The organism is Rhizobium pisi (assembly GCF_003938655.1).
GTDB lineage: Bacteria > Pseudomonadota > Alphaproteobacteria > Rhizobiales > Rhizobiaceae > Rhizobium > Rhizobium pisi.
In genome coordinates this window covers 147913-173896 of record NZ_RJJT01000001.1, presented here as the reverse complement: position 1 = coordinate 173896, position 25984 = coordinate 147913, and the positions used below count along the sequence as shown (strand labels likewise).

At 61.2% G+C, this 25984-nt stretch carries 27 protein-coding genes; 9 read left to right on the top strand and 18 right to left on the bottom strand.

Annotated elements, in window-relative coordinates:
- Window positions 1-92: 92 nt before the first annotated feature.
- Window positions 93-812, bottom strand: a complete 720-nt coding sequence (locus EFD55_RS00920) for an anti-sigma factor (RefSeq protein ID WP_125842087.1) — start codon at window positions 810-812, stop codon at window positions 93-95.
- Window positions 809-1348 (bottom strand): sigma-70 family RNA polymerase sigma factor, encoded by a 540-nt coding sequence (locus EFD55_RS00915; RefSeq protein ID WP_125842085.1) that lies wholly within the window; start codon window positions 1346-1348, stop codon window positions 809-811. Before EFD55_RS00915 ends, EFD55_RS00920 begins: the two co-directional genes overlap by 4 nt.
- Window positions 1349-1493: 145 nt before the next feature.
- Between EFD55_RS00915 and argB the strand changes: the two genes are divergently transcribed.
- Window positions 1494-2381: an acetylglutamate kinase gene (gene argB, locus EFD55_RS00910; RefSeq protein WP_125842083.1), complete on the top strand. Its 888-nt coding sequence runs from the start codon at window positions 1494-1496 to the stop codon at window positions 2379-2381.
- A 70-nt stretch (window positions 2382-2451) separates the two neighbouring features.
- Here argB and EFD55_RS00905 read toward each other — a convergent pair whose 3' ends face one another.
- Together EFD55_RS00905 and EFD55_RS00900 are read right to left on the bottom strand one after the other, a co-directional pair.
- On the bottom strand, window positions 2452-3222 hold the full coding sequence (locus EFD55_RS00905) for an isocitrate lyase/PEP mutase family protein (RefSeq protein ID WP_125842081.1): 771 nt from the start codon (window positions 3220-3222) through the stop codon (window positions 2452-2454).
- Window positions 3219-4292, bottom strand: a complete 1074-nt coding sequence (locus EFD55_RS00900; protein WP_125842079.1) for a bifunctional transcriptional activator/DNA repair enzyme AdaA — start codon at window positions 4290-4292, stop codon at window positions 3219-3221. Before EFD55_RS00900 ends, EFD55_RS00905 begins: the two co-directional genes overlap by 4 nt.
- A 102-nt stretch (window positions 4293-4394) precedes the next feature.
- Here EFD55_RS00900 and EFD55_RS00895 point away from each other — a divergent pair, with 102 nt between their 5' ends.
- Window positions 4395-5102: a pyrimidine 5'-nucleotidase gene (locus EFD55_RS00895; protein WP_125842077.1), complete on the top strand. Its 708-nt coding sequence runs from the start codon at window positions 4395-4397 to the stop codon at window positions 5100-5102.
- 104 nt (window positions 5103-5206) lie between these two features.
- Window positions 5207-5833, top strand: a complete 627-nt coding sequence (locus EFD55_RS00890) for an EF-hand domain-containing protein (RefSeq protein ID WP_125842075.1) — start codon at window positions 5207-5209, stop codon at window positions 5831-5833.
- Between the two features lie 93 nt (window positions 5834-5926).
- Here the strand turns inward: EFD55_RS00890 and EFD55_RS00885 are convergent, their stop codons facing one another.
- Window positions 5927-6793, bottom strand: coding sequence for an LOG family protein (locus tag EFD55_RS00885; protein ID WP_125842073.1), 867 nt, complete (start codon window positions 6791-6793; stop codon window positions 5927-5929).
- 191 nt (window positions 6794-6984) lie between these two features.
- Between EFD55_RS00885 and dapD the strand changes: the two genes are divergently transcribed.
- The 3 genes from dapD (at window position 6985) to EFD55_RS00870 (ending at window position 9724) form a co-directional block, all read left to right on the top strand.
- A complete protein-coding gene (gene dapD / locus EFD55_RS00880) occupies window positions 6985-7845 on the top strand; it encodes a 2,3,4,5-tetrahydropyridine-2,6-dicarboxylate N-succinyltransferase (RefSeq protein ID WP_125842072.1) in 861 nt (286 codons plus the stop codon).
- A 102-nt stretch (window positions 7846-7947) separates the two neighbouring features.
- A complete protein-coding gene (gene dapE, locus EFD55_RS00875) occupies window positions 7948-9141 on the top strand; it encodes a succinyl-diaminopimelate desuccinylase (RefSeq protein ID WP_125842070.1) in 1194 nt (397 codons plus the stop codon).
- Entirely contained in the window at window positions 9128-9724 is a 597-nt protein-coding gene (locus EFD55_RS00870; protein ID WP_125842069.1) for a hypothetical protein, read from the top strand. Before dapE ends, EFD55_RS00870 begins: the two co-directional genes overlap by 14 nt.
- Before the next feature lie 5 nt (window positions 9725-9729).
- Here the strand turns inward: EFD55_RS00870 and truA are convergent, their stop codons facing one another.
- From truA to EFD55_RS00840, 6 genes are all read right to left on the bottom strand, one after another.
- Window positions 9730-10542, bottom strand: coding sequence for a tRNA pseudouridine(38-40) synthase TruA (gene truA, locus EFD55_RS00865; protein ID WP_125842067.1), 813 nt, complete (start codon window positions 10540-10542; stop codon window positions 9730-9732).
- Window positions 10542-11477: a methionyl-tRNA formyltransferase gene (gene fmt / locus EFD55_RS00860; protein ID WP_125842065.1), complete on the bottom strand. Its 936-nt coding sequence runs from the start codon at window positions 11475-11477 to the stop codon at window positions 10542-10544. Before fmt ends, truA begins: the two co-directional genes overlap by 1 nt.
- Window positions 11478-11497: 20 nt before the next feature.
- Window positions 11498-11917, bottom strand: a complete 420-nt coding sequence (locus EFD55_RS00855; protein ID WP_125842063.1) for a type II toxin-antitoxin system VapC family toxin — start codon at window positions 11915-11917, stop codon at window positions 11498-11500.
- Window positions 11914-12174, bottom strand: coding sequence for a FitA-like ribbon-helix-helix domain-containing protein (locus tag EFD55_RS00850; RefSeq protein WP_125842061.1), 261 nt, complete (start codon window positions 12172-12174; stop codon window positions 11914-11916). The genes EFD55_RS00855 and EFD55_RS00850 overlap by 4 nt, the downstream gene beginning before the upstream one ends.
- Before the next feature lie 64 nt (window positions 12175-12238).
- Window positions 12239-12754 (bottom strand): peptide deformylase, encoded by a 516-nt coding sequence (def, locus tag EFD55_RS00845; protein ID WP_125842059.1) that lies wholly within the window; start codon window positions 12752-12754, stop codon window positions 12239-12241.
- 96 nt (window positions 12755-12850) lie between these two features.
- Window positions 12851-14347 carry a globin-coupled sensor protein gene (locus EFD55_RS00840; RefSeq protein WP_125842057.1) on the bottom strand — a complete coding sequence of 499 codons (1497 nt, stop codon included), beginning with the start codon at window positions 14345-14347 and terminating at the stop codon, window positions 12851-12853.
- A gap of 203 nt (window positions 14348-14550) precedes the next feature.
- Here EFD55_RS00840 and EFD55_RS00835 point away from each other — a divergent pair, with 203 nt between their 5' ends.
- The 3 genes from EFD55_RS00835 (at window position 14551) to EFD55_RS00825 (ending at window position 19339) form a co-directional block, all read left to right on the top strand.
- Entirely contained in the window at window positions 14551-15771 is a 1221-nt protein-coding gene (locus EFD55_RS00835) for a DNA recombination protein RmuC (protein ID WP_125842055.1), read from the top strand.
- Window positions 15772-15856: 85 nt separating this feature from the next.
- Window positions 15857-16756 carry a ribokinase gene (locus EFD55_RS00830; protein ID WP_125842053.1) on the top strand — a complete coding sequence of 300 codons (900 nt, stop codon included), beginning with the start codon at window positions 15857-15859 and terminating at the stop codon, window positions 16754-16756.
- A 243-nt stretch (window positions 16757-16999) separates the two neighbouring features.
- Complete coding sequence (locus tag EFD55_RS00825; RefSeq protein WP_125842051.1) at window positions 17000-19339, top strand: methyl-accepting chemotaxis protein; 2340 nt, start codon at window positions 17000-17002, stop codon at window positions 19337-19339.
- A gap of 112 nt (window positions 19340-19451) precedes the next feature.
- Here the strand turns inward: EFD55_RS00825 and ptsN are convergent, their stop codons facing one another.
- The 7 genes from ptsN to lptC form a co-directional block, all read right to left on the bottom strand.
- A complete protein-coding gene (gene ptsN, locus EFD55_RS00820; protein ID WP_125842049.1) occupies window positions 19452-19916 on the bottom strand; it encodes a PTS IIA-like nitrogen regulatory protein PtsN in 465 nt (154 codons plus the stop codon).
- 70 nt (window positions 19917-19986) lie between these two features.
- Window positions 19987-20562, bottom strand: coding sequence for a ribosome hibernation-promoting factor, HPF/YfiA family (hpf, locus tag EFD55_RS00815; protein WP_003570772.1), 576 nt, complete (start codon window positions 20560-20562; stop codon window positions 19987-19989).
- Window positions 20563-20792: 230 nt separating this feature from the next.
- Complete coding sequence (locus EFD55_RS00810; protein ID WP_125842047.1) at window positions 20793-21716, bottom strand: DMT family transporter; 924 nt, start codon at window positions 21714-21716, stop codon at window positions 20793-20795.
- Between the two features lie 88 nt (window positions 21717-21804).
- Window positions 21805-23364, bottom strand: coding sequence for an RNA polymerase factor sigma-54 (rpoN, locus tag EFD55_RS00805; RefSeq protein ID WP_125842045.1), 1560 nt, complete (start codon window positions 23362-23364; stop codon window positions 21805-21807).
- A 258-nt stretch (window positions 23365-23622) separates the two neighbouring features.
- Window positions 23623-24399 (bottom strand): LPS export ABC transporter ATP-binding protein, encoded by a 777-nt coding sequence (lptB, locus tag EFD55_RS00800; RefSeq protein WP_008524521.1) that lies wholly within the window; start codon window positions 24397-24399, stop codon window positions 23623-23625.
- Between the two features lie 40 nt (window positions 24400-24439).
- Complete coding sequence (locus EFD55_RS00795; RefSeq protein WP_125842043.1) at window positions 24440-25081, bottom strand: LptA/OstA family protein; 642 nt, start codon at window positions 25079-25081, stop codon at window positions 24440-24442.
- A 15-nt stretch (window positions 25082-25096) separates the two neighbouring features.
- The gene (gene lptC, locus EFD55_RS00790; protein ID WP_125842041.1) at window positions 25097-25762 is read right to left on the bottom strand and encodes an LPS export ABC transporter periplasmic protein LptC; all 666 of its coding nucleotides are present in this window, start codon (window positions 25760-25762) and stop codon (window positions 25097-25099) included.
- Window positions 25763-25984 lie beyond the last annotated feature (222 nt).

The following is a 25984-nucleotide window of genomic DNA, read 5'->3' as shown; positions in this document are numbered from 1 at the left end:
TATGCCTCAAGCGTCGTCCGGACATTTCGAACTACGGAGGGCCGTGCCGAAGAGTTTCAGGAAGGAGAAAACGATTTATGGCCGGTGCCGATTTATGGCCGGCGCAGGGGGCCGCTTGCGATGATAGGGCCTGTCGCCTGCCCGGTCGGCGAGCCGCCGAAAGGTTCGAGGCTGACGGCAAGCGTGGCGCCGTCGCCGACATGACTGCGCAAATCGGCGGGAATGAGAAGTTCACCGTCTTCGCCCGGCTTGAAGATGCCGAGCGATTTCGGCACGCCGCTGCCAGGCACTAGCCAGAGCTCCAGCGACTTCTCCTCCGGCTTGCCGGCGGCAACCGGCACGATCTTCAACCGGCCGCTCTGCACCTCGTATGAGGCGCGCAGATTGATGACGTTGTTTTCGCCCGAAAGCTCGGCCACCAACGGTGTCGGTCCATGCGGCTGCGGCACCATGCCGGAGGCGAAGATGACGGCGCTGACGGCGACGACGATGCAGGCAAAGGCCAGCGAGCGCCAGAAGACGGCGGAATTCCAGAGCCCTTGCGAAAAGGACGGGCTCCTTTCGCCATCGCCGAAAAGCCGCGCCTCGATCTGCTTGAAGGTTTCCCGATTCGGCGCGACGCCTTCATACTCGTCGTTGAAGGAGGAAAGGTTGGCTTCCCAGCGGCTGACGATCGCAGCGAATGTCCGATCGTGGCGCATGCGCTCTTCCACCACCCGGCGATCCTGCTGCGACAGAACCCCAAGCACGTATTCGCCGGCGAGAACCTCGTCGCGGGAGCGGTTTCCCTTGCTTTTGTCGGGCGATGTCATCGTTCCATGCACTCTCTCAGTTTCAAGAGGCTGCGCCTGAGCCAGGTCCGCATCGTGTTCAGCGGGACACCAAACTGATCGGCCAGTTCCTGATAGCTCAGCCCTTCGACATAAGCCCGTTTCACCGCGACCGCACGATCAGCTTCCAACTCTTCCATGCAGGTGTCAATCCGCCTTCCTTCATCCTTTGTGACCGTCTGCTTTTCCGGGTCGGGTGCGGAATCGGCAAGATCATAGGCACTGTCCAGTTCGTCGGCGATGGGCTTGCGCGCCCGCAGCATATCGATCGCACGGTTGCGTGCGATCGCCGCGAGCCAGACCGACGGCGCACCCGATGCTACAGAGAAGCTCCCGGCGCGCTGCCAGATGCTGATATAGACCTCCTGCAGGGCTTCCTCGGCTTCCGCGCGATCCTTCAAGATACGCAGGCAGATCGACAAAAGTTTCGGTCCTGTCTGGTTGTAAAGGGCAACGAACGCCCTGCGGTCGCCGAGCGCGACGCGGCCGATCAGGTCTGCGATCCCATCGCCTTGCATGCCGTTCCTCATATTGTGCCTGCGTTTGCGCCGGACAGAGAAATCCGCCGGCTCCGCGTCACATACGAAAAACTATTACCTGCTGGATTATTCCCTCTGTCAGAAACTTGGGATAAAAGGCCGCGATCAATTCTGCGGGGTCCCCATGAACGAGTCCGAAAGCGAAATGCAGGCACGGCTTCTGGCCAAGGCGCTGCCTTTCATGCAACGCTACGAGAACAAGACGATTGTCGTGAAATATGGCGGCCACGCCATGGGCAATCCCGAGCTCGGCAAGGCCTTTGCCAGCGACATCGCGCTCCTGAAGCAATCGGGTGTCAACCCGATCGTCGTTCACGGCGGCGGTCCGCAGATCGGCGCCATGCTGAACAAGATGGGCATCGAATCGAAATTCGAGGGCGGTCTTCGCGTCACCGACCAGAAGACGGTCGAGATCGTCGAGATGGTGCTCGCCGGCTCGATCAACAAGGAGATCGTGGCCCTCATCAACCAGACCGGCGAGTGGGCGATCGGCCTTTGCGGCAAGGACGGCAACATGGTCTTCGCCGAAAAGGCGCGCAAGACCGTGAAGGATCCGGATTCGAACATCGAGCGCGTGCTCGATCTCGGCTTCGTCGGCGAAGTGGTCGAGGTCGACCGCACGCTGCTCGATCTGCTCGCCCGCTCCGAGATGATCCCCGTCATTGCGCCGGTCGCTCCCGGTCGTGACGGCGCGACCTACAATATCAATGCCGATACCTTCGCCGGCGCCATTGCCGGTGCGCTCAACGCCACTCGCCTGCTTTTCCTGACCGATGTGCCCGGCGTTCTCGACAAGAACGGCCAGCTCATCAAGGAGCTTTCCGTTGCCGAAGCGCGTGCGCTGATCGCCGACGGCACGATATCAGGCGGCATGATCCCGAAGGTCGAGACCTGTATCGATGCGATCAAGGCCGGCGTGCAGGGCGTCGTCATCCTGAACGGCAAGACCGCCCATTCCGTCCTGCTCGAGATCTTCACCGAGCATGGCATCGGCACACTGATCGTTCCCTGATCGAAGGCTGCGCCCTTCACCGATATGAAGGGCGCATCTTTTTTCGCCGCCTGCAAGGCGGGGATCGGCATCAAAGCCGGCTATAGATCGCCGCCGCGTCCTGCTTCAGCTTTTCCATCATCGACCGGTAAGGTCCCGGACCATAGCTGATGCGGCCGACGCCGAGCTTCGCCAGCGCCGTCAGATCGGGGGCGCCAGTCCTCATCATGATGTTGACCGGCAGCGGCGATGCCGCGCAGATCTTCTCGATCAGGGCAGGCTCGATCAGGCCCGGCACGAAGAAGCCGCTGCCGCCGGCCGCCGCATAGGCCCTGCCTCGCTCGATCGCCTCGTCCACCAGACCGGCATGTTTCGAAAGATCGCTCTCAGCGAGGAAGAGGTCGGTGCGGGCATTGATGAAGAACGGGATATTTTTGCCCTCCGCCATCTCACGAATGGCGCGGATGCGGGCCGTCTGCTTCTCGACCGGATAGAGCCCATCGCCCTCCACCACCCGATCCTCGAAATTGATGCCGATCGCGCCGACATCAACCAGCTTGGCGACGTTGGCAGCCGCTCCAGCGGGTTCGGTCGAATAGGCGCCCTCGAAGTCGACCGAAAGCGGCAGGTCGATCACAGCGGTGATGGATCTCGCCGTCTCTACCAGCACCGACATCGGCAGTTTCTCGCCGTCAGGATAGCCGTGGGCGGCGGCAACCGACCAGCTGCCCGTCGCCAGCGCCTTGGCGCCCGCATCGGCGACGGCCTTCGCCGTGCCTGCGTCCCAGATATTGTAGAGAACAACAGGATCGCCCTTCCGGTGCAATGCGCCGAATGCCTTAGCCTTTTCGTTCTGGTTCATACTGTCTCCTCCATCTTTGCCCGTAGGCTGATCTTCTCTTCATGCCGTAGCAGCCATTGCTTGCGCCACAGCCCGCCGCCATATCCCGTCAGCGATCCGTCCGCGCCGAGGATGCGATGACAGGGTACGATGATGGCAAGCTGGTTGGCGCCATTGGCGCGGCCGACGGCGCGCACGACTTCGGGGCGCTCCATCTCCCTGGCAAGATCGCCGTAGGCGCGCGTCTGGCCGATGGGGATTTCGATAAGCTTTGCCCAGACATGTTTTTCGAAGGGCGTGCCTCCAAGCGCCAGTGGCGTCTTGAAGGTTGTCAGCCGTCCATCGAAATAATCCCGGATTTCCGCCTCGATCTGGTCTATCCCCGGCGTGCGGCCGATCGCGACCGAGGAGCGGACGCGTTTCTGCAGAGCCTCGAGCTCGGTCGGCAGCGCCTTACGGTCGTGAAATTCGAGAAGATGCAAATGCGTCTTGTCGGCGACCGCGATCATCGGCCCGAGCGGCGTGTCGAACCCGCCGGCAAAGAGCAGTTCGCGGTTCTGCGAGAGCGCCGGCGCTTTGCCGACGAGCCGCTGGAAAGCCGTCCGGAAGCCACTCGGGGATTCATACCCCGCGTCAAGCTGCGCATCGATGACGCGCGCGCCATCGGCGAGCTGCCGAGCTGCCTCGCCCAGCCTGATATAGCGGACGAGATCATGGAAGGTCATGCCGAGCGCCCGTTTGAAGGCGCGGCGCACGGTCGATGGATCATGGCCTCTGCGCACAAGCTCATCCTCGGTCCAGCGAACCTCCGGCTCGCTGTCGAGCCGCGCCAGCAGCTCGTCGACGATCGGCTCCCTTCCCGGCTGCTCAAGCGGCCTGCAACGCTGGCACGGGCGAAAGCCGGAATGCATGCAGGCGGCGATCGTGTCGAAGAAGATGGTATTTTCCCGCTTCGGCTTGCGCGCCGGGCAGGTCAGACGGCAGAAGATACCCGTCGTTTTGACGCAGACATAGGCCTGGCCCTCATAATCGGCGCTGCGCGCGATCAGGGCGTCATAGAGCGTATCGTCATCAGGGCGTTCGAAAAGCATGTCGGCTTTCTAGCATCCTCGGCCCTGGCCGTCCGCCGAAAATCGGGCGTCTATTTTTTCTTCTCGATTTCCTTGGCGGAGAAGCCGTGCCATAAGACCGCCATGACAAAGTTCGACCGCACGCCTGATAAAGCCGATTTCGCGCACGTTACAGACTGGGTCTTCGACCTCGACAACACGCTCTATCCGCATCATGTCAATCTCTTCGCGCAGATCGACAAGAACATGACCGCCTATGTCGCCGCACTCTTACAGATGGAGCGGGAAGAGGCGCGCAAGCTGCAGAAGCAATATTATCTCGACCATGGCACGACCCTGCAGGGCTTGATGATCCATCATGGCATCGACCCGAACGATTTCCTCGAAAAGGCCCATGCGATCGACTATTCGGCGCTGACGCCGCAGCCGGAACTCGGCGAGGCGATCAAGGCGCTGCCGGGGCGTAAGTTCATCTTCACCAACGGCAGCGTCAAACATGCCGAAATGACGGCCGGCGCGCTCGGCATTCTCGAGCATTTCGACGATATCTTCGACATTGTCGCCGCCGACTACGTGCCGAAACCCGCGCAGGCGACCTACGACAAATTCACCGCGCTGAAGCGCGTCGAAACCGGCAAGGCCGCCATGTTCGAGGATCTGCCGCGCAACCTGACGGTGCCGAAGGCGCTCGGCATGCAGACCGTGCTGCTGGTGCCGCGGAATCTGGAAGAGACGGTCGTCGAATGGTGGGAAAAGACCAGCGGCGAGGAGGATCATATCGATTTCGTCACCGACGACCTCGCTGCCTTCCTCGGCAAGATTACCGGCTGAAGCATTACGAAGTTTTCATTCAGCTTACCGATGTTTAACTGGGTCTTTCGGGCCTGCTGCCATAGCTTCTTTCGTGAGGGGACACCTTACGAAAGGCAAACACGATGTACCGCAACAAGCTGATACTGGCAGCGCTTTCCTCCACCCTCATCTTCGGCGCAGCCGCCGGGGCAGGTTTTGCCGCACCCGGTGACGGGCCGCGTCAGCACCCCGGCATGCACGGCGCGGGGCCTGCCGCCTTCCGCGAAATCACCTATGTCTGGATGCTCAAGCAGTTCGACACCAACAAGGATGGAAAGGTCTCCAAGGACGAGGCGACAGCCGGCGTCGACAAGCTTTTCGCCGCGATCGACACCAACAAGGACGGCTCACTGACCCCGGGCGAAATCCGCGAGTACCGGAAAACGCAACTGCAGGCGATGAGAGATCAGCGCAAGCAGGAGGCCGGCGACGACAAGGATGCAAACGCCGCAGTCGCGACGCCGGATAATGACGACCAGGGAGGGCCGCCGCGCGGCGGTCACGAGGGTCGTGACGGGCATCGCTGGATGCACCACGGCGGCAACATGATGCATGCCTCGATCATGATGCAGCGGATCGACACCGACGAGAACGGCCAGATTTCCAAGCAGGAAGCCGAAGCCGCCATGGACAAGCTGTTTGCGCGGATGGACCGCAACAAGGACGGCGTCATCTCGATCGACGATATGCCGGACCGGCCGTTCCTGTAAGGCCGGACATACCATTGACTCCGCTCTTTCCCTGCCGCCGCAGGGAAAGAGATCTCCTATGTCTCTTGCAATAGAAATGCTGCACGCGAACCGTCATTCGCGGCGTTCGTAGAAATCCTGCACGATCTTCCACGCGGCTTCGGCCGTCTCGACGAAGCTGATCAGCTTGACGTCGTCAGGCGCGATCGTGCCGAATTCGGCCAATGCGTCGAAATTGATGATGCTCTTCCAGAATGCCTCCCCGAAGAGGATTAGGGGCAGACGCTCCATGCGGCCGGTCTGGATCAATGTCAGGCATTCGAAAAATTCGTCGAGCGTGCCGAAGCCGCCGGGGAAGACCGCGATCGCCTTGGCGCGCACCATGAAATGCATCTTGCGGATAGCGAAATAGTGGAAGTTGAAGCTGAGCTCCGGCGTGACATAGACGTTCGGCGCCTGCTCATGCGGCAAGACGATGTTGAGGCCGATCGAAGGCGCGCCCTCATCGGCCGCGCCGCGATTGCCCGCCTCCATCACGCCGGGGCCGCCGCCGGTAACGATGACATATTCGTGGAAGTTAAAGGTCGCCGAATATTTCGAGCACAACCGGGCAAACTTGCGCGCCTCGTCATAATAGACGGAAGCTGCCTCCAGATTGGCGCGCTGGATTTCGTTGCGGGCGGCCCAGGCGCTCTGGCCCGGGGCGGGAATGCGGGCGCCACCGAACATGACGACGGTTGACTTGATGCCGCGTTCGGTCAGCATCATTTCCGTCTTCATCAATTCCAACTGCAGCCGGATCGGCCGCAGTTCCTCGCGGCAGAGGAAATCCTCGTCGACATAGGCAAGGCGATACGCGGGCGACAGCGTCTGCGGCGTTTTCGGCACCGCTTCGGCGCGCTGCCGGTCGATCGAACTGCTCTTCAGCGGGTCCCAGACACCATCCTTGCGCCGCGAACCGCCGTTTCGTCCCTTCGCCATATCGAAATGCCTTTCAGTATTGCCGGCCGTGAAACCGGATATGTCGCTACAACGCCTTGAATCCAGATATGATCTTGTCCGAAAAATCATTCCGTTCTACGGGTGCATGCTGTAGAGCAGGACACACCGCCGATCGCAATTCTAGAGACTCCGCCGTCTCCACGATAAAGATCGAAGTTTAAGGAATTCTCATGAGCGCCACCGACCTCGCATCCCTCGAAAAGACCATCGAAGCCGCCTTCGACAATCGCGATAATGTGAACACGTCGACAAAGGGCGAGGTTCGCGACGCGGTCGAAGCAGCGCTCGATCTGCTCGACGCCGGCAAGGCCCGCGTGGCCGAACGCGGCGCCGACGGCGCCTGGACGGTGAACCAGTGGCTGAAGAAGGCCGTGCTGCTTTCCTTCCGCCTGAACGACATGGACGTGGTCAAAGGCGGCTCGGGCAATTCCACCTGGTGGGACAAGGTTCCTTCGAAATTCGAGGGCTGGGGCGAGAATCATTTCCGCGCCGCCGGCTTCCGCGCCGTGCCCAACTGCGTCGTGCGCCGCTCGGCCTATATCGCGCCCAACGCGATCCTGATGCCGTCCTTCGTCAATCTTGGCGCCTATGTCGGCGAAGGCACGATGGTCGACACCTGGGCAACGGTCGGTTCCTGCGCGCAGATCGGCAAGCATGTGCACCTGTCCGGCGGCGTCGGCATCGGCGGCGTGCTGGAACCGATGCAGGCCGGCCCGACGATCATCGAGGACAATTGCTTCATCGGCGCCCGTTCCGAGGTGGTCGAAGGCTGCATCATCCGCGAAGGCTCCGTACTCGGCATGGGCGTCTTCATCGGCAAGTCGACCAAGATCGTCGATCGCGCCACCGGCGAGGTGATGTACGGCGAAGTGCCGCCCTACTCGGTCGTCGTCGCCGGCTCGATGCCGTCTGGCAATGCGACGATGGCAAATGGCCTGCAGGCGCCGCATCTCTACTGCGCCGTCATCGTCAAGCGCGTCGATGAAAAGACCCGCTCCAAAACCGGCATCAACGAGCTGCTCAGAGATTGATGACATCTGGACGTTGATCCGGTAAACAGACGGCGTCCTTTTAGGCGAGGCGGCTCCCGCCTTGCCATGTCTTTGCCATTCCCGCCGGATAGTTCGACCGCCATGACCGCTACCGACCCCGTCGTCAATCTGCAGGCGCTGATTCGCTGCCCCTCCGTGACACCAGCCGAAGGCGGCGCGCTCTCAGCGCTCGACGCAATGCTTTCGCCGCTCGGCTTCAAGATCGACAGGGTGAAGGCGAGCGAGGCCGGCACGCCTGATATCGAGAACCTCTATGCGCGCCTCGACGGCGACGGCCCGCACCTGATGTTTGCCGGCCATACCGATGTCGTACCCGTCGGCGACGAAGCCGCCTGGACGCATCCGCCCTTTGCCGCCGAGATTTCGAAGGGCGAGCTTTTTGGTCGGGGCGCAGTCGACATGAAGGGCGGCATCGCCTGCTTCGTCGCCGCCGTCGCCCGCCACATCGAAAAGAACGGACCGCCCAAGGGCTCGATTTCCTTCCTGATCACCGGCGACGAAGAAGGCCCGGCGATCAACGGCACGATCAAGCTCCTGCAATGGGCGGCCGAACGCGGCGAGCGCTGGGATGCCTGCCTCGTCGGCGAGCCGACCAATCCGGATCACCTCGGCGACATGATCAAGCTCGGCCGGCGCGGCTCGATGTCCGGCAAAATCACCGTGCATGGCGTACAGGGCCATGCGGCCTATCCGCACCTTGCCGACAATCCGGTGCGCGGCATGCTGCAGCTGACGCATGCGCTGATGGATCCACCCTTCGATGGCGGCACCAACGATTTCCAGCCGTCGAACCTCGAGGTGACCACGATCGATGTCGGTAATCCCGCGACGAACGTCATTCCGGCGAAGGCATCAGCAAGTTTCAACATCCGCTTCAACGACAGCTGGACGGTGGAGACGCTGCGGGCGGAGATCCTGCGCCGTCTCGATACTGCCGCCAAGGACGGCGCGCTCAGGCCGGGCCGGGAGCCAGTGAAATACGACATCGTCTGGGCCGACCGGCCAAGCCATGTCTTCCTCACGCGCAACAACGGCCTGATTGCCTCGCTGTCATCAGCCATTGAGAGCGTGACCGGCCGGTCGCCGGCGCTTTCCACCACCGGCGGCACGTCGGATGCGCGCTTCATCAAGGATTATTGCCCCGTGGTCGAGTTCGGTCTCGTCGGCCAGACGATGCACATGGTCGACGAGCGCGTCGCGGTGTCCGATCTGGAAATGCTGACGGCGATCTACGAAACCTTCATCGCGCGCTGGTTCGCCAATGCCGGGTCTTAGGGAAGTTCAATACTATCTGGCCGGCCTTTGGCTGCTGATCCGGTTGGACCCCCGCGGCTTCCGCTTCCTCGACATATCGGAGCGCGGCGTCAACCGCTCGTTCTGGGCAATAGCCTGGTGCCTGCCGCCGATGGGTATTTCCTGGCTCTGGCTGCGCCAGGCCTTCCTGCGCTTGATGCCGCCGAACGCCGATGTCGGCTTCGCTTTCTACTTCCGGCTCGGCCTCGTCGAAGTCGCCAACTGGTTCGTGCCGCTGGTCTTTGCCGGGCTGCTGATGCTTGCCTTCCGCATGGGCGAGCGCTTCGCGCCTGTCGTCGTCAGCGTCAACTGGCTCTGGGTGCCGCTCTCCTATATTGACGGGCTGCTGCTGGCGCTTGTGTTTTTCCTGCCCGGTGCCGTCGGCTTTGTCTCCCTGCTGGGGCTCGCCTTCATGCTTGCGCGGGTTTTCGTGCTGGCGCGCATTCTCCGGATGATCTGCCAAGGCCACGCGCTGATGGTCGGCGCTCTGACGCTGGTGCTGCTTGTGCCGTCGATGATCCTTTCGGAATATCTACAGCACTTCCTCGGCATCTTTCCCATCTGATCAAGCTACGGCAAATCGTCATTCTCATCGGCATCGGTATCGCTGACCGGTCTGCGGCGGTCGGTGATCACCTCGGGATAATCCACCTGCATGAAGTAAAGGCCTTCCGGCGGCGCCACCGGGCCGCAAGCCTTGCGATTCTGCGCCTCGAGCGCTGCCTGCACATCCTCCGGCGTCCATTTGCCCTCGCCGGCGAGTTTCAGCGTGCCGGCGAAGGACCGGATCTGATTGTGGAGGAAGCTCTGCGCCGTGGCGCGGATCTCGATCAGCTCGCCGTTGCGCGTCACATCCAGCCGGTCGAGCGTACGCACGGGGCTGTGCGCCTGGCAATGGGCGGAACGGAACGTGGAGAAGTCGTGCCTGCCGACGAGTTTCTGCGCGGCGGCATGCATGACTGCGTGGTCGAGCGCCTTCGGCACCCACCAGGCCTTGCCGGCTTCGAGCGCCAGCGGCGCCCGGCGGCTGACGATGCGGTAGAGGTAATGGCGTCTCATTGCGGAGAAGCGAGCGTCGAAGAATTCGGGAACCGCCTCGACGTCAAGAATGGAGACGAGCTCGCCGGCGAGCCTCAGATGTGCGTTCAAGGCGTTCTGCAGCTTGTAGGGCGACCAATCCTTCGAAAGATCGGCATGGATCACCTGTCCTATGGCGTGGACGCCGGAATCGGTGCGTCCGGCGCCGCGGACAGACACCGTCTCGCCGGTCAGCGACAGCACCGCCGCTTCGATCGCGCCTTGTACCGAGGGACCGTTCTCCTGCCGCTGCCAGCCGACATAGGGGCCGCCGTCATATTCGACGGTCATGCGAAACCGCGGCATCAGGAAAGCCTCATGCCCGCTGCAAGCGGCGTGCCCCTGAGAAAATCGGCCGCAGCCAGCGCCTTGCCGCCCGCCTTCTGCAGCCTGGTCAACCGCACCGCGCCCGAGCCGCAGGCAACCACGAGATCATACGTCAGCAATTGCCCGGCAGCACCCTGCCCTTCTGCCAGCTCGGAAGCCAGCACCTTCACCCGCTCCGGCTTGCCACCGATCTCAAGCTCGAACCAGGCACCGGGAAATGGCGCGAGGCCACGGATATGATAGTGCACTTCCCTGGCGTTCCTGGAAAAATCGATGCGGGTCTCGGCCTTGTCGATCTTGGCGGCATAAAGCACGCCCTCTTCCGGCTGCGGCGTCAGCGGCAGATCATTCATCTCCAGCTTCACCATGGCTTCCGCCATCGCCTTGGCGCCGGTGAGCATCAGCCGGTCGTGCAATTCGCCAGCAGTCATATTGGGGCCTATCTCGACTTCGCGGGTGAGTGCCACGGCGCCGGTATCGAGACCCTTGTCCATTTTCATCACCATCATGCCGGTCTTCGTGTCACCCGCCATGATCGCCCGCTGGATGGGAGCAGCACCCCGCCAGCGCGGCAGCAGCGAGGCATGGCCGTTATAGCAGCCATCCCGAGTACCGTTCAAAATCGCCTCCGGCAGCAACAGCCCGTAGGCAACGACGACGCCGACATCGGCATTGAAGGCGCGAAATCTGTCGCGCTCCTCGGGGTCCTTGAAATTGACCGGCGTGAAGACTGGAAGACCAAGCAATTCAGCTGCCTGATGCACCGGCGATTTCTGCAAATCGAGTCCGCGCCGGCCGCCTGGCCGCGGCGGCTGGGTATAGACGGCGACGATGCTGTGCCCGGCGTCGACGAGCAGGCGCAAGGTCGGAACCGAGAACTCCGGCGTTCCCATGAAGATGATGCGAAGAGACATTCTATCTCACTAAATGAAGATCAGCCGTCTTCAAACGGGTTTACGAGCTTGAGATCAAGCCCCTCGAAATCTCTGGTGTTGCGAGTGGCGAGCGTCGCGCCGTTTGCAAGGCAGATGGCGGCAATCATGGCATCCTTCGTTTCCATCGGCCGCCCCGCCTTTCTACGCTCCGCGGCCACCAGGCCATAGCGGTTCGCCGCGCTCAGGGAGAAGCCGAGTATACGGCCTGAAAATTCCGACTCGATCCGATTGAAGTCGGAGATCAACGCCGTCTTTCGCCTGCCATCGTCAAGGAGTTCAAGACCGTAACGCATTTCTGCGACGACGATCGTCGTCAGGAAAAGCGTCTCAACGTCGTAAGCGTCCAGCCAGTTCAATATCCGCTCGCTGTGGGTTTTCCCCTGCAATTCGGAAATCACATTCGTATCGAGAACGATCATGTCTCGAAACGCGGCGGTTCGCGGTCGAGTTCATGGCGAGATGCGGCGATTGCTTCCACTTCTTCATCGCTCAGTCTCTCTTCGCCCATGAGAAAGCGCAGGCGCTGTCCGGCGGAAACGCCTGCGCGCTTCACCGCAATCTGCTGACGGATGATTTCGATCGCCTCTTCCGAAAGGCTGCGACCGTTGCGCTGTGCGCTTTCCTGAAGCTGCCGCTTCATCGCATCCGGAACGTCTCGAATAAGCAGGTCACCCATTCGGCACCTCCATCATGATATCGGTGATATCATAGTGCCTCGCCGGTGATTTTTCAACGACCACTCAGAGCGCCTTCGACTTTGCCGCTTTGCTGAATTTCTTGATCACCATTTCCCGCTTCAGCCGCGAGATGTGATCGATGAACAGCACGCCGTTCAGGTGGTCGATCTCGTGCTGCAGGCAGGTGGCGAGCAGGCCGTCAGCCTCTACCGTCTGTTCCTTGCCGTTCCGGTCGAGATATTTGACCGAGACGACTGCCGGGCGCTCGACCTCGGCATAATAATCCGGAATCGACAGGCAGCCTTCCTCGTAGACGGAGCGCTCGTCGGAGGATTTGACGATCTCCGGGTTGATGAAAACCTGCGGCTGTTTTTCCTCGCCCTCGCGCGACACGTCGATGACGAGCATGCGGCGCGGCACGCCGATCTGGATTGCGGCAAGGCCGATGCCCGGCGCGTCGTACATGGTTTCCAGCATGTCGTCGGCAAGGCGTTGCAGGTCGGCATCCACCCGCTCGATCGGCTTGGATAGCTGGCGGAGAACGGGATCGGGAAGAATGATGAGTGGCTTGATGGTCATGGCGTTCCCATAACCCATCTTTTCCGACTATGGAATTATCCGGCAGGCGGGGATTGCGCTTTTTTGCATCCCCACCTGGAATTTCGCCATATTCGCTTAGGCGGCCCGGCGGACAGCGACCGCGGAACGGCCATCCGCCCGGGCGCGGAAGCGCCGCAGAAGCTCGATCAGGTTCTCCACCTCGTCCTTGAGACGGCGGGTTTCGGCCGAGGTGTGCTCGACCATGCCTGAATTCTGCTGGGTGATTTCGCCCATGCTGCGGATCGCCACGCTGACCTCGTTGACGCCGGTCGCCTGATCGCGGGCGGCGGCGGCAATATCGGCGACGAACCGGTTGATGATGTCGATGCGGCTGATCATGTCGTTCAGCGCCTCGCCGGTGCTGGAGACGATGCCGACACCCTGGTTGACCTGGGTTGAGCTCTGCGAGATCAGGTTCTTGATCTCCTTGGCGGCGTCGGCCGTGCGCTGGGCGAGTTGGCGGACTTCTTGGGCGACGACCGCAAAACCCTTGCCGGCATCGCCGGCGCGCGCCGCCTCGACGCCGGCATTCAGAGCCAGAAGATTGGTCTGGAAGGCAATCTCGTCGATGACCCCGATGATCTTGGAGATCTCGGTCGAGGATTTTTCGATGCCGGCCATCGCCGAGACGGCGCTGGTGACGAGTTCGCCTGAGTTCTTTGCCTTCTGCTGCGTCTCGCGCACGGCGCCCGAAGCCTTCTCGGCATTGGCGGCTGTCTGGCCGACGCTGACGGAAAGCTGCTGCAGGGCCGCCGAACTCTCCTCGACGCCCGCCGCCTGCTGGGCGGTGCGCAGCGCCAGATCGTTGGTCGCGTTAGAAATGACGTCGGCGCCGCTCATAATATGGCCCGAGGTCTCGCGCACGGACGCGAAGGACTGTCGAAGGGCGCTGACGGCGCGATTATAGTCCTCGGCCATCTGCTTGAAATTGCCCGGCAGGTCGGTCGGCAGCGTGGCTTCGAGATCACCGTTCGAGAGCGCTTCCAGACCACGGCGCAATTGCTCCAGCGCCATCGCCTGGTCGGATTCGGCCTGTGTGCGCTCCTCCTCCAATGCACGGCGCTTGGCTTCGAGCGTTTCCAGGTAGACCGAGATGGAATAATCCATGTCGAGCATGCCGGCCTTGATGACCGCCGACAACTTCTCGGCCAGCAGCTTGCCCTGCTTGCGCGCGAAGACCGAAGGCCACTGCTTCTCCATGATGCCTTTGACGAGTTCCGACATGACGATGGCGTAGCCCCCGATATACCAGCGCGGCTCCAGCCCGATGCGGGCATGCGTGCGGCCGACGGCGGTCACACCTGCGACATAGCTCTCGTCGAAGGTGCCGCCGGCGAGATTGGCCCAATGATCCTGCTGGCGCTTCTTGGCATGGCCCATATGAGACTTGTCGGCAAAAAAGCCGGCAACGGCGGAGGTCCTGGCGATCTTGGCGTAGAATTTGTCGAGGGCGTCGCCAATCAGCTCCGATATGACAGGGCGCAGATCCCGCATCGACTTGCGCGCCGCCTCATCCAGTTCGATGAAATCGAGGCGCTGCCTGAGGGCATTGTCGGTCTGCTGGGACGTCATGGGGATCTCTATACTTGGCGCAAGCGCGCGGGAGGGAATTTCTGCGCCACAGGTTTTGGCGAATATAGTTGAGCAATCGTTAAACTAGGCGGCGATTTCTTCCGATGAACGAGGAATCACTGCTGCTTGCGAAGATATTGGGGAGCGCCAATTCTGTTCACGTTTTGATCTAGATATCGCCATTTCTTCTGTTATGGTTTGGAATGACTAGTCATTCCGATTCGCTCACTCTTTCCCTTGCGTCGATCAGCCCGGCCATGCTGGCGCTTGCCGGCGGGGTTCTCGCTGCCCTCGTCCTGCTGGTGATCGTCCTTCTCCTGCGCGGTGCCAGCCTTCGCCGCGAGCAGGCGGAAGAGGCAAGCTTTCGCGCTGGGGAAAGCGAGGCGCGCATGGCCGAGCTTTTGAAGATCCAGGCGGAAATGCAGGGCCGCATCGCGGCGATGACCGAGGTTTTCGGTGCGCGGCAGAGCGAACTCAACCAGACGATCAACCAACGCCTCGACGGCATGACGCAGCGCGTCAGTTCGACGATCACCGAGCAGACAAAATCGACGCACGAGAACCTGCAGCGGTTGCAGGAGCGGCTGGCGGTCATCGATGCCGCGCAGAACAATATCCAGACGCTCGCCAAGGATGTCGTCGGGCTGCAGGCCATTCTCTCCAACAAGCAAACGCGCGGCGCCTTCGGCCAGTCGCGCATGGAAACCATCATCGCCGACGGCCTGCCGAGGGGCGCCTATTCCTTCCAGCCGACGCTTTCCAACGGCTCGCGGCCGGACTGCACGATCCGCATGCCGAACGACGCGCCGTCGCTGGTGATCGACGCGAAATTCCCGCTCGAAGCCTGGAACGCGATTCGTGATGCGGGCAGCCCCGAGGCCGGCAAGATCGCAAGCCAGCAGTTCCGCCGCGACATGGAAGTCCATATCCGGGATATTTCCGAGAAATATCTGATCCAGGGCGAAACCCAGGATACGGCTTTTCTCTTCGTGCCGTCGGAATCGATCTTCGCCGAGGTCCACGAAAACTTCGAGCCGGTGGTGCAGAAGGCGCATCGTTCACGCATCGTCATCGTCTCGCCGTCGCTGCTGATGCTGTCGATCCAGGTCATCCAGGCCGTTCTCAAGGATCAGCGCATGCGGGCGCAGGCACATCTGATCCAGGGTGAGGTGGCCCTGCTGATGGATGATCTCGGCCGTCTCGACGAGCGGGTGCGCAAGCTGCAGGGCCATTTCGCCATGGCGCAGAAGGATATCGACATGGTGGTCACGTCAGCCGACAAGCTTACCAAGCGCGGTGCCAAGATCGAAGGGCTGGAATTCGAGGCGAGCGATGGCAAGCCGGCCCGCGACAGCGAGCCTGCAGCCAAATCAATGGAAAGCCGCACCGGCCTCCTCAAGCTGCGGGTGGTTGACGAGGAGTGACCGCTTCGGGCAGTGTCGCGCCTGCAATTCTATCGAAGAGTTGGAGCATGCTGTCGCCCGCAAGCTCCAGATGACGAGGCATCTCATGATTACAGTTTTCGGGTCCATCAACATGGATCTCATCGCCACGACCGAGCGCCTGCCGAAGCCCGGCGAAACCGTGGCCGGCAATGGCTTTGCCACGGCCGCCGGCGGTAAGGGCGCCAACCAGGCGCTGGCGGCGCGCCGCGCCGGCTGCACTGTGCATATGGCCGGCGCCGTCGGCAAGGATGCCTTCGCCGCAGATGCCCTTGCCCTGCTCGATGATGCGGGAACCGACCTTTCTCTCGTCAGCCATGTCGATGGTCCCACGGGCACGGCGCTGATCCTTGTCGGCGGCGACGGGGAAAACATGATTGCCGTCGTTCCCGGCGCCAACGGCCTCGTAACACCCGCCGATGCCGAAACGGCGGTCGGCGGCATGAAGGGAGGCGATATCCTGATGCTGCAGCTTGAAGTGCCCGTTACGGCCGTCGAGCGCGCACTGTCGGCCGCCCGCGCCAAAGGGGTCACCAGCATTCTCAACCTCGCTCCGCTGATCCCCGATGCGCCGCGTCTTGGCCGGCTGGCCGATATCGTCATTGCCAATGAGACCGAATTCGAGCGGCTTGCAGGACAGAACGGTATGGACGCAGCCGCGCGCGAGGTAGCGCTGATCCGCCTGCATCAGGAGACCGGCCAGACGCTGATCGTGACGCTTGGCGGCGACGGGGTCATCGCCATTCGCGACGGGGCGATTTCAAGAGCTCAGGGCTTGGTGATCGAACCTGTCGATACGGTCGGCGCGGGAGACACCTTCTGCGGCTATTTCGCCGCGAGCCTCGATGACGGGCTCGATTTCGCCTCGGCGCTGCGCCGCGCGGCCGTTGCAGGTTCGCTCGCCTGCCTCAAGGCCGGAGCGCAGCCTTCGATCCCCTCGAGCAAGGACGTCGCAGACAGGATATAGCTCCGTCTCTTTTGCGAAGCCGCAAAATGGGGCCCTTAATTTTAAGGGAATTCCTGTGATTTTCCCTGGGCAAGCTACTAAAGTTTCATTCAAATTTAAGAGATCTCTGGCGATGTTGCCCGTGGTCGCCGGCTACTCCTGCTTTTGAGATCCGGCCATCCACGCGGCTACTCCATGACGGAGCGAGGCCTTTGCTCCTGCGCCGGAGAATGCCCATTCGGCGCATCCCTGCCCGAGGACCCTATGTTCATTTTTCGTATGAAATCGCTTGCGGCGAAGCTCATCGTCATCACAGGCATCGCCATCGCGCTTGTTCTCATCGTTTCGAACTTTTTCCTCATCGGCCAGACCCGGGATCGCGTCCAGACGCTGACGATGGACCAGGCCAATCTCGAGGCAAAATCGATCGCCAATGAAATCGCTGCCAATGTCGGCGAACTCGCCAGCGCCGCACGCACTATGTCCGGCGTCATCGGCCGTGGCCACGAAGGCAAATCGCTCGATCGCAAGGGCACGATCAACGTGCTGAAGGCCAACCTCGAACAGAATGCCTTCGCCTTCGGCAGTTGGTTCTGCGAACAGCTCGGCGCGCTCGACGGCAAGACCACGGAGATCGCCAACAATAATAACGAAGGTACCAACAAGAACGGCGCCTTCACGCCCTACTGGTCGAAGACCAAGGATGGCGGCATCCAGTATTCGACCTTCGACAACGATTATACGTCCGAATGGTGGAAGCTTGCCGCCGACAGCGGCAAGGGCGCAATCACGACGCCTTATCTGGCCCAAGGGACTGACGTGCCGACGTTGCTGACCTCGATCGCCTATCCGGTCATGTCGGGCGGCAAGATGATCGGCGTCGGCGGCGTGGACATCTCGCTGAAATCGCTGACCGACAAGCTGCAAGCGCTACACCCTTTCGGCTCCGGCCGCGTGACGCTGCTGGCGCAGAACGGCACCTGGGTCGTCGCACCTGTCGCCGACCTTATGAGCAAGGAATATGGCGGCGAGGGCGCTGACGTCGTCAAATCGGCTTTGTCGGGCAAGCAGCCCGGCCTTATCCGCGACCTCACCAATGACGGCAGCGATCCCTTCGACCGCGTCGTCTATCCATTCGCGGTTCCGGGCGTCAACGCCACCTGGGTCGTGCTCGTCGACGTGCCGCATACGGCGATCAATGCGCCAGTGCGAGACCAGACCTATATGATGATCGTCAACGGCCTCATCGTGCTCGGCGCCGTGATGCTCGCGCTCTATTTCGCCGTCCGTTCGTTCGTACAGCGGCCGCTCGGCGGCCTCGTCGCCAGCGTCAAGGCGCTCAGCGCCGGAGAATATTCCGAACCGGTCGCAGCCCAGGATCGCACCGACGAAATCGGTTCGGTCGCCAAGGCGCTTGAAGGCTTCCGCTTCAAACTCGCCGACTCCAGGCGCCTCGAAAGCGAGGCCGCCGACCAGCGGCAGGCCGCCGAGGCCGAGCGCGGCCGTTCGGAATCGGAGCGCCAGGAATCGGTATCGCTGCAGCGCCGTATCGTCTCGATCGTCGGCGCCGGGCTTTCTGAGCTGTCGCAGGGCAATCTGGGTTACCGCATCGCCGACGACTTCCCCGGCGAATACGGCAAGCTGAAGCAGGATTTCAACGCCGCCCTTGCCAGCCTCGAAGAGACCATCAACACGATGACCTTCAGCGTCGCCAATATCGGCTCCGGCACCGGCGAAATCAGCAACAGCGCTTCCGACCTCGCCAAGCGCACTGAACAGCAGGCGGCAAGCCTGGAAGAGACGGCGGCTGCACTCAACGAGCTCACCGCGCAGGTCGATTCCAGCGCCGAGAATGCCCGCACGGCCGCCGACAACGTCAATCTCGCCTGCCAGGATGCCGAGAGATCAGGCGAAGTGGTGCAGAAGGCGATCGCCTCGATGCAGGGGATCGAACAGTCCTCGACCGAGGTTTCGCGGATCATCGGCGTCATCGACGAGATCGCCTTCCAGACGAACCTGCTGGCGCTGAATGCCGGCGTCGAGGCCGCCCGCGCAGGCGAAGCCGGCAAGGGCTTTGCGGTCGTCGCCCAGGAGGTGCGGGAACTCGCGCAGCGTTCGGCCAATGCCGCCAAGGAGATCAAGACGCTGATCAACACCTCGGCCGTCCAGGTCAAGGAAGGCGTCGATCTCGTCGGGCGCGCCGGCGGCACTCTGCACAAGATCGCCGAACAGGTAATGGGCATCAACGGCCTCATCCGGCAGATTTCCGCATCGGCCAGCGAACAGGCCGTCGGCCTGAAGGAAATCAACCAGGCCATGAACCAGATGGACCAGGTGACGCAGCAGAACGCGGCGATGGTGGAGGAAGCGACGGCCGCAAGCGTGGCCCTCAACGACGAGGCGCAGACACTGAAGGCACTCGCCACCCGCTTCAGGGTCTCGGGTTCCAGCAACGCCACAGCTCTCGCCTCGGTCGCGCAGCAGATGCGTACGCCTGTTGCCGCAGCGCCTTCGTATCGAGCTGCCCCGCCGGCTCCCCGTCGCGCGGCTGCCGCATCCCGTGGCTCGACCGCCGTGGCGCAGGACAGCTGGGAAGAGTTCTGAGCGCTCAACCGCTTACAGTAAAAAAGGCGCCTGAGAGATCGGGCGCCTTTCGCATTCGGGGTGATGAGGCAGGTCTTATCGCAAACCGCTGCACAGATTTGCGCGATCCGCATCAGGCGGCGTTCGACGTCTGCTCTTCGTTGAGGAAAGCGTAGATCGCCGAGGCGGAATCGGTCGCGCGCAATTTTGCGACCAGATCATGATCGCGCAGAACGCGGGCGATACGCGACAAGGCCTTGAGATGATCGGCGCCGGCACCCTCGGGCGCAAGCAGCAGGAACACCAGATCGACCGGCTGGTCGTCGAGCGCCTCGAAATCGACCGGCTGATCCAGCCGGGCGAAAATGCCGACGATCGAATGGATGTTCACCAGCTTACCGTGGGGAATGGCGATGCCGTTGCCGACGCCCGTTGAGCCCAGGCGCTCGCGCTGCAGGATGACGTCAAAGATCTCCCGCTCGGAAAGCCCCGTGATTCTGGAGGCTCTTGCTGCCAATTCCTGAAGCAACTGTTTCTTGGAATTTACTCTGAGGGCGGGAATGATCGCATCCTGATGGAGCAAATCTGCCAATGCCATTTCTTTTTCCTTCTGTCACCGGGATCAGATGAAGGAGCGGCGGCAATCACCGCCGCTCATCGTCCTGATCTCAGCCTTTGATATTGGCTGAATCGATCCAGCCAATATTTCCGTCGTGCCGACGGTAAACAATGTTCAAATGTTCCTTGCCGGGGCTGCGGAACAGGAGAAGCGGCTCGTCGGTCATGTCGAGCGCCATCACGGCGGTGGCGACCGACATGGTCTTCAGCTGCTTCGTGCTTTCAGCGACGATCGCTGGGGCGAAATCGTCGGGAATTTCATCTTCGTGATCAGGAACGGAATCCATGACCGTGTAGGAGACTTCTGCAAAACCGTTCAGATGGTTTCCGGCGTGATGGTCCTTCAGCTTCCGCTTGTAGCGGCGCAGACGCTTTTCGATGCGCTCCGAAGCGGCGTCGAAAGCAAGCTGAGGATCAGTCGCTTCGCCGGCAGCATGCAACACGACGCCACTGTCGAGATGAAGCTTGCAATCTGCGGAAAAACGGGAACTCGCCTTTTCCACGGTGACCTGGCCGGAATACCCCCCGTCGAAGTATTTCGTGATGGCCATACCAATTTGGTCCTCGATCTTTTGACGGAACGATTCACCAATTTCCATATGTTTCCCGGATACACGCACACTCATGGAGTTTCCCTTCTTATGGTCGTTTGCGGGTATCAGTTTACGCCAAGCCTCAGGTTCATCCAAGCACTTCGCGCAATCTCAAGCAAGATCGCTTAAGCCTGAGGGTCCTTGGCGCCCTTGGGATGATGGGGATAACTCCAGACGCCGTTCGCGGCATCGATTGCGGCGGGCTTCTAGCCAGAGGTTACCGAAAAGTCAATAGGGCCACAGAATCTCCGCGAATCGTGCCCTCATCGATGTCCGGCGCTTTGCACCGCGCCGTATTCGCCCCTGCGGGGTATCGTCATGGCGGCGACGCCTGAAATGACGCAGACAAGTCCGATCCAGGCCGTCGAACTCAGTCTTTCACCGAGAAAGACGATGCCAATCGCAACACCGATCGGCACTCTGAGATAGGCTTGCGAGGTGGTTCCGACAGAACCCAGCGTCTGGACGAGACGGAAATAGATCGTAAAGGCAAGGGCCGTCGAAAAGGCGGAGAGAGCGAGCAGCGCCAGCATCGATGCCGCCGACGGGGCGAGTTCCCACGGCCGATCGACGACAAGGCTCACGGGCAGAAGAATGAGGGCGCCTGAGATCAGCGAACCGGCGGCCGGCACGGCGGGATCGAGCCCCTTGAAGTTCTTGCCGAAAATCGCGGCACCTGCATAGCAGACGGTCGCCGCGATGATGGCGAGCTGCGCCATCAGGCTTCCGCCGAGACCACCCAGCGCCTCGACGCCGATGATCAGGCAGATGCCGGCAAGTCCGGCCATCACGCCGAAGAGCTTTCGCGCCGTCGCCCGTTCATGGCGAGTTATCAGCACGGTCAGCAGGAAGGTGAAGATCGGCGTTGCCGAATTGAGGATCGCCGCCAGTCCGGCGTCGACGGACTGTTCGGCCCAAGCGATCAGCGTGAAGGGAATGACGCTGTTCAGACAGGCCTGGAGGAAGAACCGGCGCCATGTCTCCCGATCGCGCGGCAGACGGACATGCCGATGTCGGAGGACGGCAAGCAGAATGCCGCCGGCAATCAGCGTGCGCGCGGCGATCAAGGTCACCGGCGGAACCGTCTCGACGCCGATCTTGATGAAGGTGTAGGAGGAACCCCAGAGGGTCGCCAGCGCCAGCAGCAAGGAAAGCTCCCTGGCAAGGTTCGGATTTTGCGGTGTCATGGTTTGCACTTCGCTGTTCGCTCAAAACATCTGAGAGATAGCGGGATTTATGGGAGGATGCTTCGATCACGGCCGAAGCATTACCGCGTCAGAAGCCGGCGACCTTGGCAAGCGCCCGCTTCTCGCGGCGGCGCTGGACGGAGGAAGCGATGTTCATCGCCTCCCTGTATTTGGCAACCGTGCGGCGAGCGAGATCGACACCGCCCTTCTTCAGCATGTCGACGATATCGTCGTCGGAGAGCACTGCGTCCGGGCTCTCCTGCATGATCAGGGCGCGAATCTTGTGACGCACGGCCTCGGCCGAATGACTATCGCCGCCCTCGACGGCGCTGATCGAAACGGTGAAGAAATATTTGAGCTCGAAGAGACCGCGCGGGGTCAACATGTATTTGTTCGAGGTGACGCGGCTGACGGTGGATTCATGCATCTTGATCGCTTCGGCGACCGTCTTCAGATTGAGCGGGCGCAGGTGGTCGACGCCGTGCAGCAGGAAGGCATCCTGCTGGCGGACGATCTCGCTCGCCACCTTCATGATAGTCTTTGCCCGCTGATCGAGGCTGCGCGTCAGCCAATTGGCGCTCTGCAGACACTCGGAGAGAAAAGCATGATCCTCTCCATTCCTGGTCACACGGGAAAAATAAGACTGATTAACAAGCACGCGCGGCAGCGTATCCGGATTGAGCTCGACCAACCAACCGGTATCCGAGGAGGGCCTGACGACGACGTCAGGCATGATCGCTTCGGAAACGCCTGTCTCGAAACCGCTGCCGGGCTTCGGATTGAGCTGGCGGATCTCGCCGAGCATGTCGAGAAGGTCTTCCTCGTCGACGCCGCAGAGCCGCTTCAGCGTGGCGAAATCGCGCCGTGCCAGGAGTTCGAGATTTTCGACCAGCGCCTGCATGGCGGGGTCGTAACGATCCTTCTGCTTGAGCTGGATCGCCAGGCATTCGGCGAGGCTGCGGGCAAAAACACCCGGCGGATCAAGCGTCTGAAGGGCGGCGAGCACGCGTTCGGTCTGCGCAAGACTCGTGCCCAGCCTCTCGCCGGTTTCGACGATATCGGTCTGCAGATAACCGCAATCATCGAGCTGATCGACGAAGTTCTGCGCGATCAGCCGGTCGGCCATATCAGGTAGCACGAACGGAATCTGCTGGGCGAGATGATCGCGCAGCGATACCTGACCGGCGACGAAATCGTCAAGATCGTAATCGGCGACCTCGCCGCTGCCCGGCATCGACTTCCACTGGCTGACGAGTTCTGGCGCATCGAGGCGCTGCGGCCCACCGTCATCAGGATAAACATTGGTATAATTGGCGTCGAGTTCGTCGCTCAGCCGGCTCGTGCTGGCGCTGCCGCCGTTATCGTACCAGTCGCTGGAAAGCGCCTCGGTGCGGTTGTCGTAGCCGTCGTCCGAAGCGGCGTCCTCCGGCTGATGGCTATATTCTCCGTCCTCGGCTTCGCCGCGCTCACTGCCCGCCTCGCCGTCATTCGACGGAAATTCGAGCAGCGGATTCTTCTCCACTTCTTGGGCGATGAACTGGGTGAGCTCGAAATGCGTCATCTGCAGCAACTGGATGGATTGCATCAGTTGCGGAGTCATCACCAGGGACTGGTTCTGGCGCAGGAAAAGGTTGGCCGACAGTGCCATGACGAACGCAAAACTCCCCACGATTCCTTGGGAAACCGCGTCCGATCAACGCTTCAGGCCACGGAATTCCAACTTGGCCCAAAAATTGCTTTTTTATTGGATTTGGTCAAGTGGAACTATGCCGCAAGGTGAATTTCTCCAACTGGAGCATCATGCCGAAAACTGTGTGCGGTTTTCGGACGACATCAGGCCCTCATTCCTTGATTGAGATCCGGATGATTTCAGGCCGATGCGGCCTGAAATCATCCAGATCTGGCGTCAAAGGCTGAAATTATCGCCGAGATAGAGTCGGCGCACTTCGGGATTGTTGACGATGTCGTTTGCACGGCCGTGGGTCAGCACCTCGCCGGCGTGGATGATGTAGGCGCGGTCGATGAGGCCCAGCGTCTCGCGCACATTGTGGTCGGTGATGAGAACGCCGATGCCGCGCGCCGTCAGGTGGTGAACGAGATTCTGGATGTCGGCGACCGAGATCGGGTCGACGCCCGCAAAGGGCTCATCGAGCAGCATGAAGGTCGGGTCGGTCGCAAGGGCGCGGGCGATTTCGAGGCGGCGACGCTCACCACCGGAAAGGGCGACGGCAGCGCTCTTGCGCAGCTTCTGGATATGGAATTCCTCGAGGAGCTCGTTCAGCTTTTGCTCGCGCTCGGCCTTGTCCTTCACATGCACTTCGAGGACGGCGCGAATATTTTCTTCCACCGTCAGCCCGCGAAAGATCGAGGCTTCCTGGGGAAGATAACCGACGCCGAGGCGTGAGCGGCGATACATCGGCATGGTCGTGACATCGTTTCCGTCGATCTCGATCGTGCCTTCGTCCACCGGCACAAGGCCGGTGATCATGTAAAAACAGGTCGTCTTGCCGGCGCCGTTCGGACCGAGCAGCCCGACGGCCTCGCCACGGCGCACCACCAGCGAGACGCCGTTGACGACACGACGCGTCGCATAGGTCTTCGTCAGACCACGTGCGATCAGCGTTCCCTGATAGCGGCTCTTGTCGGCGGCACCCGCAGCTTGCGGCTCGGGCTTGCCGAACATGGTGGATAGCGATGTTAATTTCACGTGGGAGGCCGGCTTCTCAGTTCTGCTTCTGCTGCGATGTAGACGGCTGCGACTTCGGATCGAGCTGAATCTGGACACGCCCGCCGCAGCTTTCAAGCTCCGCCTGGCCGGTTTGCATGTGAACGGTCAGTTTGCAGCCAGTAAAGACGTTCGGCCCATCCGACAGAATAACCTTATTTCCGTCATTCGCCGTGAGGATGAATGTCTGCGAGGCCATGTCGAAGTTGCCGTCATCGGCAGTCGCCGTCTGCGTGCCAGAAACCAGGTAGACCTTGTCCGTCACGAGGATCTTGTCGATATCTGCACTTCCAGACGCAAGCGAGCCAGACTGTTGCGGCTTTGCCTCAGGTTGAGCCGCCGCCGTAGCGGAGCCCGCCTTTGCCGCCTTGTCTTTGTAATAGACGGTCATCTTGCCGGACTGCAACGTCGTCGTGCCCTGGACGACCTTGACGTTGCCGGTGAAAAGGGCCGTGTGTTCCTGATCGTGGATTTCCAGCTTGTCGCTTTCGATCTGGATCGGCTGGTCGTTGGAAAGCTTCATGCCCGACATGGTGGTCGACTGCGCGCCCGCGCCCGATGCCGTCAAAATAAGGGCAAATGCGCCGGCAATGAAAGCAATGCCAGTCTTGCAAGTGGAAATGCGACAATCTTTTGTCATGGATGACCCGGCTGGTTAGGTGCCCTGTTTATGGATGGTGGATGGATCGACATTCATGCGAACATTCCCCTCGAATGTGATCACGCGCCCCTTATCGGTTATCTCCATCGACCGCGCAACAATGGAAGCGTTGTCCTTGGTGATGGTGACAGGGTCGTCGCTCCGCATGTTTCCGCCCTTGATCTCGAGCCGGGCGGACTGGAAATTCGCGTTGAGGCCGCTGCTCAGCACCAGAGTGAAGGGGGCCGTCATGTGCAGGTTGTCGGTGGAGCGGTTGTAATCGGCGGTCGAGGCGACGACGCGGGCGATCAGGCCGTCATTCATCGGCACGGCAGCCTTGATGGTCTCGAGCGTGATGAGATCGGGATTGCGGATATCCTGCAGCGCCCTTTCGGCAAGCATCGAATAGTTGATGCCGTCGGAATTGCGTCCCGAGATCGCCGGCTTTTCCATCACGACCTTGCCGTTTTCGATCTTGGCGCCTTCGATCTTGATGTTTTCCGGCAGATAGGTGCGGATCACCGACACGGCGATAAAGACCGCCGAGACGACAAGGGCCGCCGCCGGCAGCAGAATCTTCAGCCGCCGCACGCGAGCGGAATGGAACAACGCATCGCCATAGGGGGTCTTGCCGGACCCCGCAAAAGCGGCATTTCCGTTGTTCTTCAGGGTATCGAGCATAGGCCTCGTCCATGTGCGGTGATCGCCGCGCCTTCATAACAAAGCCCGGCCGCCAATCACAGTTCGTTTCGCATTATTACATTGGCTTGCCAATATGGAATTTTTTCTGCAACAAGCAACAAAACGGAAAAACATCAAAAAGTGGCATTCGTACGCACTGTTGCCACCCTAATTTTGCATGGGTTCCTCGGCCACCTGCCGGAACCGGAGCCAGCGCTGGAG